Genomic DNA, 15,859 nt, shown 5'->3' on the forward strand with positions numbered 1-15,859 from the left:
ACAATGAGAAAACTTTTGATTGTATTGGCGCTCTGTGGTGTGTCAATACTGAATGCGCAGCAACTAAATGTAGCCTCCTACAACGTACGAAACAGTAATCCCAACGATGCCAAAGCGGGAAATGGCTGGGAACAACGCTGCCCGATACTTACCCAGTTAATCACTTTCCATGACTTCGATATTTTTGGAGCACAGGAAGTGAAACATAATCAACTGGAAGACATGCTCAACGCTCTGCCTGCGTACAACTACATAGGTGTAGGACGGGATGACGGCAAGACAAAAGGAGAATATGCTCCTATTTTCTATCGGAAAGATAAATTCAAGCTACTCAAGTCCGGTAACTTCTGGTTGTCGGAAGACACTACAAAGCCCAATAAAGGATGGGATGCTGCTTATACCCGCATCTGCACGTGGGGAGAATTCAAAGACAAAACCGGTAAGTTCAAATTCTGGTTCTTTAATCTGCACATGGATCATATCGGAGTGGTAGCCCGCCGAGAAAGTGCCAAACTGGTTATTAGCAAAATTAAGGAAATGTGCGGCAAAGATCCCGTTATACTGACAGGTGATTTCAATGTAGACCAAACCAGTGAAAGTTATCAGGTTCTTCATGAATCCGGAATATTATCAGATTCTTACGAGGTAGCTCAAATGAGATATGCGACTAATGGGACATGTACAGGCTGGAATCCGAATACATATACTCCGAACCGTATTGACCATATCTTCGTAACCCCCAATTTTACTGTAGAGAAATACGGTGTATTAACAGATACTTATCGCACCAAGAACGAAACTACTGGAAAGTATGAATCTCATATTCCTTCGGATCATTTCCCGGTAAAAGCGGTTCTGAAATTTCAGAAAAAACACTAATTAGAAAAAATCGTGAATGGTAGAGATTGTTTTCACCTCCGCCATTCACGATACTTCCCTAAAGTTTAAGGTTGTATTTCATAGTTTGTTGTATATATGCCCAATAAACAGGGAATACATGACTAGAGCTGTACTTCCCTCTATTTATGTCTCTGTCTACTATTTGGAGATAATCATAATCTGTTCATCAATACCCTTATCAGGCATGCGCACACTACATATACCAGTTTCTTTATCCCAACTCCATAGTATAGATTCCGTGTCATTCTCTAAATTTTCTTCCAATCGTTCCGGTTTTACCTTCTTTATCTTCTTTCCTTTAGCAGTTACCTCTTTCGGAGCTTTCGCAGAATAAATACGGAATAATAGATTTCTCGGACCGGGGACAGTGTAACCTTTTCCTTCACGGACAGAGACAGTCAATTCATATCCATTTGCCAAAGTATTACAAACAATCGGCGTTTTGACAAATTCATCGCGCTGATATCCTAAGTCTTCTCCTTCATCTTCGTAGAGAGTAAAGGTAGCCTGTGCACCTTCCTGTGCAGGGAAAACTTCAAAAGTTAGTGGGTATACCGGTTTCTCATGGGTGTAGTTCATCACCGGCATGGTGGGAATGATAGAACCTTGCTTCACAAACATAGGAACGGAGGACAAGGGAGCGTCAACCGTAGTCCATTGCTCTCCGGTGTAAACCGTCTTCTTGTTATTATAGTCAATCCATGTACCTTCGGGCAGATAGACATTTTTGGTACGAGCGCCTTTCTTCACCACAGGAGCTACCAGCAATTCACGGCCGAACATAAATTGGGCATCCGTAGAAAATGTTTCCATATCCATTGGGTATTCGAGAAACAGAGGGCGCATGATAGGCAATCCTGTATCATAAGCTTCGCGGGCATAAGTATAGATATAGGGCAATAAACGATATTTCAACTCGATAGCCGCCTTTGCGTTCTTTTCTGCTTCGGGACCGAAAAGCCACGGTTCCACCGGATTATCTCCCTCGTGGTGAATACGACTCAAAGGATTAAATGCTCCGAACTGTATCCAACGGGTATAGAGTTCGGCCATAGCCGGATAATCTTCAATATCTCCACAGTAACCGGTAATGTCACAGGAAGAAAACGGTATCAGTCCTAAACCGGCGGAAAGCATTACGGGAATCTGATTGGCTAACTGTCCCCAGCCTTGCAACACATCATCTCCGTTCCCGCTATCACCTGTCCAACCGAACGTATAGCGTTGCAATCCGGCATAAGCAGCACGGGTCATTTGGAACACACGACGGTCCGGATTCCTCTTTTCAAATTGTTCTTTCACCACTTTATCCCAAGTCAATCCATAGACATTATGGATTTCATCGTGCATACCCAGATAGTGTTTCATGACGAGACGTTCCGTCTGCTCTTCGTTACTCCAGGCAGGTTCGCCCATGTCCGTCCAGAAGCCGGAGATACCGTCGTCAATCGGTTTCTGCTGATAGGTTCCCCACCAATCGGCTACGGCAGGCAAAGTAAAATCCACCACTCCACAGTTACCACCCCAAGGCCAGGGCATATCGTAGCTTTTACCGTTCGTACTGTCCTTTACAAAATAACCCAAACGATCTGCTTCTTCCCATTGCTTTTTGTTGGCTTGTGCAATTACCGGATCTTGAGATACTACTACCTTAAAACCCATCCCTTTCAAATCCGAAAGCATCTTCTTTGGATTCTCATAGTTTCCTTTACGCCATTCGAAATCCTGCAAGTATTCCGTCCAGCCGATGTCCTGATAGATAATATCACAAGGGATTCCACGTTTCCGGTAACCCTCGGCTATTTCGCGACTTAGCTTTTCGCTTGTCAGCAGACCACGGCATTGAGCAAAACCCAGCGCCCATTTCGGCGGCATAATAGGTTTGCCCGTCAGTCCGACGTATTGGCCGATAATTTCCTTATAGTCTTTGCCGAAAATAAAATAGTAGATCATTTCACCGTTCGGAGCTTCAAAGCTGTAATAGTCGCGACTTTCCGTACCGAACTTGAATTCCGTTTTGTACGTATTATCAAGAAAAATACCATACCGATAACTGCTCATAAAGAAAGGAATACTCTTGTAGAGCGGATCTTCCACTATACTGTAACAGGGTTTGTCACTATTCCACATCTTATAAGATTCGCCACGACGGTCCATCTTTCCTGTCTTTTCTCCCAGTCCAAAGAAATGCTCGTCACGACGGAGCACTTTATATTCCGTCTTCTTTGTTCCTTCACTCACATGCCCCTTGTCGGCATAATCACTAAACAGGAGTTTCTGATACTTATCAAATATCTGAAGACTCAACGGAGATTTATTTACCCGAATACGCAATTTCGGAGTAAAGACCTCATAACAGGCTGCCTGTTCGTCCACATGAACGGTCCCTACATCTTCCAACTCTTCATTAATCACTGCAAAAGAGGCATTCTTCCGTTGCAGCTGTCCATCGGGCGAAAACCAAACTTTGACTACCGAAGGGCTACAAAGCTGTAACTGCAACGCAGCACTGTCCGTCAGGTGAAAAGTCACCTGACGCCCTTGTTGTGTAAAAGAAGTGCATGTATATATCGCATTTTCCGCCCATACCCATGTTGGAAACATCAGGCACAATACCCACACCCATAACCTATATCTAATCTTCATACCTATCATTTTAGTTATTCTGCCACAGCCGATTTATTCAGCTAAGCATGCGCAATTAGTTTTATTCAGCCACAATCATTGTCCAGTATTTCAGAGACGGCAATGTGAAAGAAACAACTCCGTTCTCCTGCGTAAAAGCCAGTTCCTGCAAAGCGCCTCCATGTACATCCGGTGAAGCTACCCATAACTTGTTCACTTTGGCCGGCAGATTCATTTGTAAAGCAGCTTTCGTAATCAAGGTCGGTTCCGGCATCGTGCCGTCCACATCTCTCCAGCTAAGGCTGTTTGCCTGCGAGAAGTTAAGAAGATGTATCACCTGCCTGTTGCCTACCTGCTTGGCATAAGTAGTGACCGAACCTTGTTGGGGAGGCCATACATTCAACCTCATTTCCCCGTTGGTACAATTCATGGTGATACTATTTTCCGTACCTCCGTCACGAAGCAGATTCTGATAAGAAGTCAGGAAGTCATAATAATGAACCATCGCTGTTTTCAGTTCTTCACTCATTGTCAGATTCTCATTCGGGAAATACTCTTTGCATAACATGTGATCGCCTCCCAATTCCAGATGCGAACCACCCAAAGCAAACATGACAGCATCCGTCAGCAGAATACCCGGCGTATTAAATTCACCCCGGTTATCCGCCTTGTTATAATTCATATAAGCTGCAAAAACCGTATTCAACTGATAATCGCCATATACTCCATTTTCATAAAGAATAGCTTTCAGATTGGTAAAATCAGCCTCATCCGCCCATACTTCATTATAGAAGAAATCCACTTTATCCGTCTCCCCTATCTGACGGGCACCGTAACGGCTCACCGCATTCATCACCAAACTCTTGTCCGGATGCACCTGCTTCATTGCATCTATAAAAGAGGCATATCCCTCACGCAAGTTAACAGGAATACCACTATAATTATAAAGCGTGCTACGTCGTCCCAATTGGTCTATCTGATAACCATCGAAAGCGAAGTTTGCATATACATCGTCATTCCTTTCGCCCAGATATTTCTGCCATTCCTTGTTAGAAGGATCTACCAGATAAATATTACTTTTCCATCCGCCCGGCAAGTCATGACTATCCTTAGTAGTGTGAGAAGCATCCTTAAACAGATACCATTCCTCCTTCACTCCATCCGTAGCAGCATCTTTCAACGCTCCGAAACAAAGATTATAAAACATAGACTTCATACCGAAACGATGCTGCGCTTCAATGTAATTTTTCACCGAACTTGTATAAACCTCCCGATTAGCGATATCCATATAGACCTCATCCAACTGTGTACGTGTACCTCCCAACGGCCAGTGATGTTTATTATGCCAATCCTGAAACTGCACCCAGTTGATATGATGACGGTTCAGATACTCCATCTCTTCCTGTGTCTTTTCGGCTGTCTTCTCCTGACTGAAATCAGCGACAAAACCATAACGCGGGAAACGTGCCGGATCACTGGATACATCTACCGCAATCGTACCAACTATTACATCCGTTCCGTTCTCCTGACGGTAAAGCTCTGCCATGTACCCTTTAAAATCGGTGGTAGGCGGTTGCCATGTCCAGCTCGTACCATTTACCGATTCTTCTCCCACCGTTTCACCCGAAAGACGATAACGCACTTTAGTTCCGGCAGGCAAAGCATCATCCGCTGTAAACACTACTTTCTCTCCCGGTTTATAGAAAGCCTTGTCTGTCGACAGGTCTACACTCAAATCCGATGTTACCGGAGTCACTTCGGTGACACCGCCCGAAGCTCCTCCATTCTGTTGGTTCGACTCATTATCATCACTGCAAGCCATACACAGGAAAGCAGCTACCAGATATATTATTTTTTTCATCTTGAATTCTTGTTTTATTGTTTCACAATCGAGATCGTCTCTTTCAACTGGTCAATCGTAATCTGATAAGAACCGGCCTCCTGAATATTCCACTTATAGTCCAGACCACCCAAATCTGCATCCGGATACATACTGCTCAACTCTGCATCCGATTTAGTAACGAACAATGCTGTTTCCACTTCACCCGTCGGAGTTTTACCGTCCTTATCCGCCATAAACCAATCTCCGCTCCAGTCAGACTGCTTATCGCAGGAAATCTTCATCTCACCGGCTTTCAGCGTACCGCTCCATGTAAAGATATAAGGACTGTCGACACTCTTAGTCATCGGTGTAGCATTGTCCAGACTCCATCCGTTCGGAGTTGCCTCACCCACCAGATATAATCCTGCGTAAGGAGTAAACGGACGCATCAGCATCTTTTCTTTTCCCTTGCCTGTATAGAACCATACTTTATAAGGTTTGCCACATTCAGTCTCTTTCATTTGCCATTTATTATCTGCGCCTCCAAGCACTACTGACGTCGAAGTGTACGGAGCATTTGCTACGGCAGGATGGAAGAAAGCATCCGACTGGCCGAAATCCGCCACAGAGCTAAACTTAAATTCTCCGTCTGCCTTCCAAGGAATCACAGCCCCATAATGGAATAAATCCATCTGAACAGCATCTTTAGACAGTGCCTCAAATTCCCAGCCACCATTTCCGGTAAACGAACCGACAATGAAGAACTCGTCAAATCTCCAACCGATATCTTCCGTTTCAGTCAGTGTCAACGTCAGATTGAGCAAGTCTACTTTTACAATATAGGTTGCCCCTTCATCGATTACAAACGGCTCGTCCGGCTCGTCGCCCGATGTACGGTAAGTCAGCTTGAGTGCTTCCACTGCAGTGGCGTCACGGTTGTACGACGGCAAGAATTGTCCCAATGTCGTTATAAATTTCAATGATCCGGCGTTCAGTTTTCCTGTCCATGTAAACTGTCCGTTATCCGTACGCTCCATCGCTGTCGCATTGTCGGCAGCCCACTCATTCGGAGCAGCATCACCAATCAGGTAAAGCGTAGTAGTAACCGGCTGATACGTAGTCACCGTAAAAGTAGTCGTCGCACTTTGCTTCTGCTCTTCCATTCCGGCAACAACCGCTGTGATACGTGCCTCCAACTCCGCTTTCACAGCATAACCGATACCGAACTGCGTATTCAGGAATTGGTTGAGTTCTTCCACTTTCTTAGTCCATTGATACGTTCCCGTACCTAAATCCACCGAATAAGCATTTGCAAAGTCCGTTCCGGCTTTCGCCAGTTCCAGCGTATAAGAGATACGGTTACCGCTTCCATAATTCGTTCCGGTAGTCCATGAGAGAGCGAGTGCTTCCTGACTATGGTTCTTTTCGTTCAACACCAAGTCCTGCTGATTCACCGAAAGAGTGAGGGTATCATGTCCTTTATTTGTCTCCATATAATCTTCGGCACAGGCAACCATCGTTCCGCCGATGAAAAGAGAGCATAACAACTGATATATATATTTCTTCATGATATTATTTATCTAAATGAATGATTATAAAACGGATTAATAACCGGGATTTTGAGTCATCAGATGATTGGAGTCCATCTCTGTCTGCGGAATAGGCAACAGGAGACGTTCCTTGGTCACATTATTCTTACCGATGGATTTCAGGAATGTCAATGCATAATTTCCATTATCCACACGGATCATATCAAACCAGCGGTGTCCTTCAAAGGCAAGCTCCATCCGGCGCTCGTGAATAATCTTCTCCCTCATTTCAGTCTGCGTCAGAGTAGTCGGCACATCTGCCAGTCCGGCACGTTTGCGGACGATGTTCAATGGTTCGGCAGCCTGGTCGGGATGTCCCTGCTCGTTCAATGCTTCCGCTTTCTTCAATAGAACATCTGCATAGCGATATACTACGAAGTTATTGGGATTGGTATTATACTCCGGAGAAACAGTCTTCGACACAAGAAACTTGCGCACATTATAACCCGTATTCGACCAGGAACGTCTGTATTCCATCCCGTCAAAAGCAGGACAACCTTGATACAAGACAGTTACGTCTTTCCGCAAATCACCGTCCTCATATTGCTTGAAAAATTCTTCCGTAGGCAGGTTCCATCCATAAGCACCGGCCACCAGACTTGAGTTACGAGGTCCCATGAAAGTCGACAGCCAGGATGATTGGTTATCACCGCCCCAGAAATCATATTCCGTACTGCCGGAATATTGCACTTCGAAAAGGGACTCCGCACCATTATTGATAGTGGCATTGAAATTATCGGCATAATTGTATTGGGTCAAATCGTATCCCATCGCAGCAATATTGTCGCATAGAGTCACTACTTCATTATAGTATTCGCGATGATTGGGCGCCAATGTCAGATAAATATCCGCCAGCATAGCCATTGCAGCTTCTTTGCAGGCACGTCCTCTATCACTGTCTCCATAACTGCTTTTCGGAGGAAGCATATTTACTGCATTCTTGCAGTCAGAAAAAATCTGGGCATATACCTCATCTACCGTATTACGGGCAATATCCGTAGATTCTCCCGGTTCAAACGGCGTTAAGCGCAAAGGCACACCTCCATACAGACGAACCAGAATATAGTAGTAATGTGCACGCAGGAAATAAGCCTCACCCATGCAACGGGTCTTTACCTCATCGGAGATAGCTGCCGAAGGCAGATTGGAAAGCACAATGTTACAACGTCCGATACCTACCCACGGAGAACGCCATACGTACAAAGCAAAGCCATTATCACTTTGGGCTATGAAATTGGAAGCCTGCACAGTTTCCAGTCCGTCGGTTCCCCCTCCGGCGCCTACCTCACTGTTACCTGCGATAATATCGAGGCTCCAGATACGCTGGTTATACATATTAGATGACTGAAGAGTCTTGTAGCAGGCAGTAGTCAGTGCCACGGCAATCTCGTTCGTTACTTCCGATTCGGGATCGACGCCATATTTAGGATATTTATCTAAGAAATCGTTGCATGAGGTCAATGCCAATATGGCAAACATCATTACCAAAGTTGTTATCTTTTTCATATTCTTCCTCCTGATTTAAAAGTTAAAGTTCAAACCCATGCTGAACGTACGTGAGATAGGGTAGCGGCTGCTGTCGATACCATTAACGTCAACCTCCGGGTCAAAGCCGGAATATCCGGTGATAGTCGCCACATTCTCGCAAGAGAAAGAGATGCGGGCATTTTCCAGTTGAATCTTTTGCATCCACTTTTTAGGCAGTGTATACGAAAGCGTAATGTTTTTCAGACGGAGGTAGGAACCGTTTTCCACAAACCTGTCGGATACACGGCAGTTCTGATTCGGGTCTCCCCAGATAGCACGCGGCATGGAGTTGCTTGTTCCTTCTCCCGTCCAGCGGTTCAGTACGGCTGTGGTCTGGTTGTAAGCGGCTGCCATTCCTTCGTTGTCTACATTGTTGGCATTATAAATCTTGTTTCCCGATACGCCTTGCAGGAAAACAGAGAGTTCCCATCCCTTATAAGAGAAATTATTGCTTAGAGAAAAGAACCAGTTCGGATTCGGGTTGCCGATAACGGTACGGTCTTCATCGTTGATAACTCCATCATTATTCAAGTCCCGGAAACGGATATCGCCCGGAGCAGCACCCGGTTGGGTAGCATGGCGGTTCACTTCATCCCAGTTCTGGAAAAGTCCGTCGGTTACGTATCCGTAGAATACATTGATCGGATAACCGGCTCTAAGCATAGTCACGTATGAGTTACCCATCTGGTTGATGAACATCGGAGTTTCGCTGTTCAAGTCCTGGATTTCGTTCTTGTTATAAGTGGCTGTTAAGGCAGACTCCCAAGAGAAAAGCCCTTTCAGGTTGATAGTACGCAAGGTCATTTCCACCCCTTTATTGCGCATCTTGCCGGCATTGGTGAAAGTTTCGGTAGTATCTTCAAAACCGGAAGTGATAGGAATGGAAGCCTTCACCAACATATCTGCTGTCTTCTTGATATAAGCGTCCAGCGAAAGGTTGACACGTGAATTGAACAGGCTCATGTCTACACCAAAGTTGGTCTGGCGCACTTCTTCCCAATGAATATTCGGATTGGAGAGAGTAGTAGATACCAGAGCGGTGGAGTTGTTGTTGCCGAAAGGATAGACTCCTGTGTTATAGGAAGCAACAAAGCCGTAGTTACCGATTTCCTGATTACCGGTCACACCGTATCCGATACGCAGTTTGAGGTCATTCACCGGGAAGTTGTCTTTCGGAAACCAGTTCTCCTGGGAAATACGCCATGCCAGCGAAACGGAAGGGAATGTTCCCCAACGGTTGTTCTTACCGAAACGGGAAGAGCCGTCACGACGCACAGTAGCTGTAAGCAGGTATTTATCTTCGTAAGAATAGTTGAGACGTGCCATCAGAGAGAGCAGTGCCCAGTCACTCTGGCTACCGCCAAGACTGTACATCTTCTCACCGTTGTCCATCTCATGGATATTATCAAACATGAAGATATTCTTTTGAGCATTCAGGTAATCGTAGTTGTTCCACTGGGCGGAAGAACCTGCCATCACCCCTACCCGGTGTTTCTGCGCAAAAGTGTGGTCGAATACAAAATAATTATCCCACAAATAGGTAAATGCTTTGTTATCGCTCTTATAGCGGGAAGATTCTTCTACCGGATTCGGTTTCCAGTTGTAAGCCGGAGTAAAGTTGTCGACAAACCAGAATTTGGCGTCATAACCGAATGTACTTTTCAACTTCAGCCATTTGGTAAAGGTGATCTCTCCGGTGATGTTTGCCAGGAAGTTATATCCTTTTGTTTCATTGGTCATCATGTGCAGTGTACCGATCGGGTTACGGATGCTTCCGTACCATTGCGCCTCCTGTCCGGGACCGCTCCAACTGCCGTCCTCATTCTTCACCGGTTGGGTAGGGAGTGCTTTCATTGCATCACCGATGCTATAAGTTCCTCCTTCTTTCACGTCCGTACTGAATGTCAGGTTGGTAGTGAATTTCAGCCATTTATTAACTTGGGCATCGCTATTTGCCTGAAAGTTGAAACGGCGGTAATTAACGCTTTCCACAATACCGGACTGGTCAAGGAAACCACCGGACACATAGTAATGTGCTTTTTCCGTACCACCGGAGTAGCTAACCGAATAACTTTGCTTCACTCCCGTGCGCAGCATTTCATCCAGCCAGTTCGTTCCTGTTCCCAATAAAGAAGGGTCTGCCCAATAAGGGTTTGTATTATCATCATTATTAGACAGCATATCATTGCTCAAAGCGGCATATTGCGCAGCGTTCAGCATATCGGGCACTTTAGTGGCATTCTGAATCGCCCAGTTAGCGTTTACCGTCACCTTTCCGGCACCCTCGGCACCACGTTTGCTGGTAATCATCACCACACCGTTCGCACCACGCGAACCATAAATAGCTGTTGCCGAAGCATCTTTCAATACGTCCACCCGTTCTACATCGGCCATATTCAGAGCAGACAATCCCAAGTCGGTAGGTATTCCGTCAATGACAATCAGCGGGTTACTGTTATTGATTGTTCCCAAGCCACGAATTTTGATGGTGACATTATCACCCGGCTTGCCGGCATCGATAATCTGCACGCCGGACACCTTTCCCTGCATTGCCTGACCGATATTGGCCACCGGAGAGTCTTTGATATCCTTCACTCCGACAGAAGATACAGCTCCGGTCAGATCACTCTTTTTCATCGTTCCGTAACCCACTACTACAACTTCGTCCAATACTTCCGTATCTTCCTGCAAGGTTACTTTCAAAGAGTTTTTCCCGTTCACCGGAACTGTCTGCATTTTATAGCCGACAAAAGAGATAGTCAGCGTGCTGTTAGTCGGAACGCTTAATGAGAAATTACCGTCTACATCGGTAATTGTACCGTTCGTTGTACCTTTTTCTACCACACTGGCACCGATCACCGGTTCGCCCGTGGCATCTACGACATGTCCTTTTATTGAAATCTGTTGTGCGAATGCACTAAGAGATAGGAACAAGCCCCACATTATTAGTAAGAGGCGGCGTTCAAAGCCTTTCGACTTCATACTCTGTTTCATGTACATTAATTTAAAGTTAATATTAGGGTTACTTTTGTTTTACTCTCTGTGTCATTGCTGAAATGACCGTGAAACAAAAGTATCTACATTTCATACTGCTTCTTAAAGCAGATAGCAAAAATATAGTGATTTATACAGTATCTCACAGTATAAACCACTAAATATAAGAACGTTACAAAATAGAAGTCAGACAAAAAAAGTAGTGGTTTTCTTATTCTTCCACCTTCCCTATTTGCATTACTTTAGCCTCAAATTCATCTCTTTCTCCCACAGCCTTGTTACGGACACGGGTCCGGTAATTATAAATGGTAGTGACGGAGTAACGAAGGAATTGCGCTATTTTAGTGCTGTCCGTAATTCCCAGGCGGATGAGAGCGAAGATACGAAGTTCGGTATTCAGCTGTTCTCCCGGTTTGGGTTGCATCGGTTCGGTAAGCAGGGCATTAAATTCCTCCACAAAACTGGGGAAGAGTTGCAGGAAAGTCACGTCGAAGTTCGCATAAAACTCTTTCAGTTCTTCATCAAGGAACTGGGAAGATTTAATAGCCTTATATAGTTCTTCCACCCTTCCGGCAGCGGCAATCTTATTCAGGGAACGGCGGTATAAATCCATCTTATCGAGATAAGTGGAACATTGGTCCATATATCTCCCGATATATTCCTCCTTGATATAGTTGGCTTCCGAAAGCGTATGATTCATTTCTTTCAGTTGCGAATTGGAATCGTGAAGTTCTTCGTTCAGTTCTTGCAAGAGCGTATTGGTATCGACCACTTCGCGGCGCGCAGCAGCTACCTTTTTCATCTGTTTATAGACAAAGAAAATGGCAACCAGCAAGAAAACGGAAAGCAGACTGATACATATCAACGAAACTTTCATCTCCTGTTGCTGACGTTTGGTTTTTAATTGATAGGCCTGGTCGATGATAGGAAAGACCTGCGAGATTTCCAAAGTACGGAGACGGGCATTGCAAAGAGTGGCATCCTCCAGGGAACATTTCAGATAGTTGTAGGCACGGTCGATGTCTCCTGTTTCATAAACAAGAGAAGCGAGTTTGCGCAAAGATACATATTCTTTTACTGCTGATTTCAAATCGGCAATGGCCGAAAGAGCCAGGTAATGTTTTTGCCCCTGCTTATCTCCTTTCAACCGATAGCCTTCAGAAATGGTATAAGTAATCATTGCCTGTGCATGGTCATCCAAAGACGGTTTACTGTAATATTTCATCAGCATATCAATCGCTTCATCGTATCGGGCATGAACGATGTACTTATCTGCCATCACCAATGCATGTCCCAGAGAGTCGGAAGCATTGATCTGTAACAGGGAATCCCGGTATAAATCCGTCATCCGGTAATATTCTTTCTTGGCTTTCTCCGTAACGGCATAATCACCCATCAATCCATAAATAGTGCGATATAGATGATAATAATAGCCATATAGATAGTCGGGCAGTGTTTTCTTATCAATTTTCCCCAATAACTCGAGGGCTTCTTTGTACATTCCGGTAGTTCCCATCACTTCCGCCATATTCATGGCAGAATCATCCAAGTAGTCCAGTTTATTTAAACGATGTGCCAGTTCCTCTTTCCGTTGGGCATAGACAAAAGATGAATCCAGATTATAAGCCCGGTATTCATCGAAAAGACGTCCACAAAAACCATATCGCTGCTCATCGGAAGCAGCCTCAACCAACAATTTCTTCAAGTCAGCAATTCGTGCCTCCTTTTCCGCTCCATAAGTCTGACGTTTTTTAATGATACCATCAATCTCACGAAGTAACGCATCGGTACTCTTATTATCTTTTGCATAAAGCAGACCAGAAAGGACGATTGTCACAAAAATCAGAATAACTTTTTTCATAGTGCCGTATGTATTATATCTGCAAAGATAAAAGTCTTTCAGAAACTTCCGGCTTTCAGGAGAAGATTATTGCAGGTAGAAAGAACAATCTTTATTAAAAAGAGAAGGTAAATCGGATTTATTATAAACATAATTATTATATTTATAATAATCAATATTGCAGTCATTGTTAATTCTTTTATTCCAGTCACTCCCTACTAGAAACGATTTTTAAATTTCATTTCTCATATTCTCATTAATTATTATAAACAGCATATAATCAAACAATTATCTTATGAGAAATACCGTATTGAAAAGTGTTTCTCATAAGACAATCCCTATTTTAGCGTAAATTCCGGCTTATTCTCATAACGTTTTAGGCTATTTCTCATAGTCAGCTTACCAGCCTTCCCTTTCGTGACAAATCCTCATTAAACAACCGTTATACACCCGTTATACTTCTATTATCCCATAACCATCATTACATTAACGTGCCGATATTGTTAACTTCCCACGGCCGTGGTGACTTCTTCCCACAGCCGTGACGAGTTCCTACCACGGCCGTGGGAAGATCTTGTCACGGCCGTGACGAACTAAAGATACCGGTGCTTTAGTGGAATTATACCGGTATCCTAACGTAACTATACCGGTATTCCAACATAACGATGCAGCCATTCCAACGTAAGTATACCGGTTACTCTCCCCATAAAGTCCCACTTGATTAATCTTAAAACAAGGCACTTGACAAGAAATCAAGGCTGACAATAAAAGTGCATATATTTTATTGTCAGCCTATTATCAGCATCTATTGTCATACAGTATAAAATTGAGGGTCAACCACTTAAACATCATCTTGACAGATTGACAATAAAAAGAGCACAAATCGTTAAGTATTAGCTCTACAAAATAATATGACTGAACTTTCTGGAAAGTTTTGTGGAAAATAAAATTGTTATTTTGGAAATAGCAGCATAGTATCATTGTCGTTTTAGTATTACCCACGCACCAGCATTATCCTTGCCTTTATGCTTCAAAACACCCATATTTTTCATAGTAGAAAGATCGCGTTCTACTGTGCGCTGACTCACCGACAAAGTCTCCGACATTTGTTTGGCGGTGATTGTCGGTGACTCCTTTATGAGATTTAGTATTTTCTGCTGTCGTTCAGTGAGTTTAGTCTCCGACATATCTTCGTCATTGTCTCCGACATCTGGCATGTCGGTGGAGGCAAAAATGGTGGTCTGAAATTGAGTTGGAGTAGATTTGAATACAGGTTTCAGCTCATCCCTATATCCATCCAAAGTCTTGGTCTCATTGCAAATGCGTGTAAGTCCACTGCCTCGCTTCTCCATATAGTCCAGTTGTGCCATCACATTTGCGAGTATCGGATTGCGTCTTTCGGAAGAAACGTCCGCAATGTCCAAGTATTGAATCAATGCCCCATTATACATGCCTCCGGGTGATGTTACAGTAAGGCGGTCATCATAAATATCAAGATGTACCTCACTACCCATCACAGTATAGTCTCGGTGAATGAAATGGTTAACCATCGCTTCAAGAACTGCGCGTTCCGCATACTCTGGTTTATTTTTTCGTCCATCAGGCAATTTTTCCCAACCTCTCTTTGTATTTGATTTTACAAAGTTCATTGCTTCACGAAGTAACATCAGCACATTACCAGTGAACTCGGCATCATTAATAGCATCCCCCTTTACTCTGCCATCCCACCGTGTACAGTATAGACGTGATTGCCACAATGGAGAATCATCAGCGAACAATGCACCTGCGTTAGTAAGGCATCCGGTGTTAGTAACGAGTCCAAATGACAAAAGATATTTTTTGTTCCACTCTTGGCTTGTACGTGTTTTGAAAGTGTTTGCTATTATCGTGAAAGAATGGTCTTCAACTTTATAATCCGTGTGTAGGGAATCAAATGTTTTATTTGAGCCTTTCAATATCAAGCGTACCATTTGCTCTGCCGTTGCAGGTAAACTCTCATCGCCAACACGAACAAAAGCAATACGCTGACCATCACCGACATAATAGTAAGGAGTATAACTGCCAGCATTAACTTTCAGTTGTAATATGTCAAGGTCACCAATTCTTTGTGGAACCATTTCGACATCAGGCAATGGATCCATGTAGTCGCGAATCTTGCTGCTGATGGTTTCACAAACATGCTGCACATCATCAAGACCTCTGACAACACCATCATCGTCTATGCCAAAGAAAAGTGAACCGCCCCGACCATTGGCAAAAGCACTTATACTCTTTAGCCAGCTCTTAGGCTTCTTTTCTTCAAGCATTAATTTAAAATCGTATGCGGTGCATTCTGCTATCAGAGTCTCTAATTTCATTTTTTATGATGGCTACTATATTATCAATCAATAAAATTCATTGTCTATTCTCGTTACAAAATTACAACTAATTATCGAAAAGCAGTATAAGAATCATCGTTTTGCGTATATTCCAAGCACTTTTTCATGAAACGTTAATAACAAGTAGAGTGAAGGTAGCCAATTTTTCCACCATATCTACCAGCTTTTGATATGATATCGATGC

8 protein-coding genes are annotated in these 15,859 nt (G+C 43.8%); 1 reads left to right on the plus strand and 7 read right to left on the minus strand.

All coding sequences use genetic code 11. The features are described from left to right. Positions 1-3: 3 nt before the first annotated feature. Complete coding sequence (locus DXB58_RS04295; RefSeq protein ID WP_122136008.1) at positions 4-879, plus strand: endonuclease/exonuclease/phosphatase family protein; 876 nt, start codon at positions 4-6, stop codon at positions 877-879. Positions 880-1,038: 159 nt separating this feature from the next. Here the strand turns inward: DXB58_RS04295 and DXB58_RS04300 are convergent, their stop codons facing one another. The 7 genes from DXB58_RS04300 to DXB58_RS04330 form a co-directional block, all read right to left on the minus strand. Then, entirely contained in the window at positions 1,039-3,555 is a 2,517-nt protein-coding gene (locus DXB58_RS04300; protein ID WP_122136009.1) for a glycoside hydrolase family 31 protein, read from the minus strand. A 52-nt stretch (positions 3,556-3,607) separates the two neighbouring features. Continuing rightward, a complete protein-coding gene (locus DXB58_RS04305; protein WP_122136010.1) occupies positions 3,608-5,386 on the minus strand; it encodes a glycoside hydrolase family 66 protein in 1,779 nt (592 codons plus the stop codon). 14 nt (positions 5,387-5,400) lie between these two features. Continuing rightward, the gene (locus DXB58_RS04310) at positions 5,401-6,915 is read right to left on the minus strand and encodes a SusF/SusE family outer membrane protein (protein ID WP_122136011.1); all 1,515 of its coding nucleotides are present in this window, start codon (positions 6,913-6,915) and stop codon (positions 5,401-5,403) included. Positions 6,916-6,951: 36 nt separating this feature from the next. After that, positions 6,952-8,415 (minus strand): RagB/SusD family nutrient uptake outer membrane protein, encoded by a 1,464-nt coding sequence (locus DXB58_RS04315; RefSeq protein WP_369907076.1) that lies wholly within the window; start codon positions 8,413-8,415, stop codon positions 6,952-6,954. Positions 8,416-8,457: 42 nt separating this feature from the next. Beyond that, positions 8,458-11,457 carry a TonB-dependent receptor gene (locus DXB58_RS04320; RefSeq protein WP_117932917.1) on the minus strand — a complete coding sequence of 1,000 codons (3,000 nt, stop codon included), beginning with the start codon at positions 11,455-11,457 and terminating at the stop codon, positions 8,458-8,460. Between the two features lie 211 nt (positions 11,458-11,668). Further along, on the minus strand, positions 11,669-13,318 hold the full coding sequence (locus tag DXB58_RS04325) for a DUF6377 domain-containing protein (RefSeq protein WP_122136013.1): 1,650 nt from the start codon (positions 13,316-13,318) through the stop codon (positions 11,669-11,671). A gap of 956 nt (positions 13,319-14,274) precedes the next feature. Beyond that, a complete protein-coding gene (locus DXB58_RS04330) occupies positions 14,275-15,654 on the minus strand; it encodes an ATP-binding protein (RefSeq protein ID WP_122136014.1) in 1,380 nt (459 codons plus the stop codon). Between the last annotated feature and the right edge of the window lie 205 nt (positions 15,655-15,859).

This window comes from Bacteroides sp. OM05-10AA (assembly GCF_003439055.1).
GTDB classification, from domain to species: domain Bacteria; phylum Bacteroidota; class Bacteroidia; order Bacteroidales; family Bacteroidaceae; genus Bacteroides; species Bacteroides intestinigallinarum.

Bases quoted from the DNA above. Each gene is read 5' to 3' on its own strand.
- DXB58_RS04300 (WP_122136009.1), bottom strand. From the start codon at position 3,555: ATGATAGGTATGAAGATTAGATATAGGTTATGGGTGTGGGTATTGTGC.
- DXB58_RS04330 (WP_122136014.1), bottom strand. From the start codon at position 15,654: ATGAAATTAGAGACTCTGATAGCAGAATGCACCGCATACGATTTTAAA.
- DXB58_RS04305 (WP_122136010.1), bottom strand. From the start codon at position 5,386: ATGAAAAAAATAATATATCTGGTAGCTGCTTTCCTGTGTATGGCTTGC.
- DXB58_RS04320 (WP_117932917.1), bottom strand. From the start codon at position 11,457: ATGAAACAGAGTATGAAGTCGAAAGGCTTTGAACGCCGCCTCTTACTA.
- DXB58_RS04310 (WP_122136011.1), bottom strand. From the start codon at position 6,915: ATGAAGAAATATATATATCAGTTGTTATGCTCTCTTTTCATCGGCGGA.
- DXB58_RS04315 (WP_369907076.1), bottom strand. From the start codon at position 8,415: ATGTTTGCCATATTGGCATTGACCTCATGCAACGATTTCTTAGATAAA.
- DXB58_RS04325 (WP_122136013.1), bottom strand. From the start codon at position 13,318: ATGAAAAAAGTTATTCTGATTTTTGTGACAATCGTCCTTTCTGGTCTG.
- DXB58_RS04295 (WP_122136008.1), top strand. From the start codon at position 4: ATGAGAAAACTTTTGATTGTATTGGCGCTCTGTGGTGTGTCAATACTG.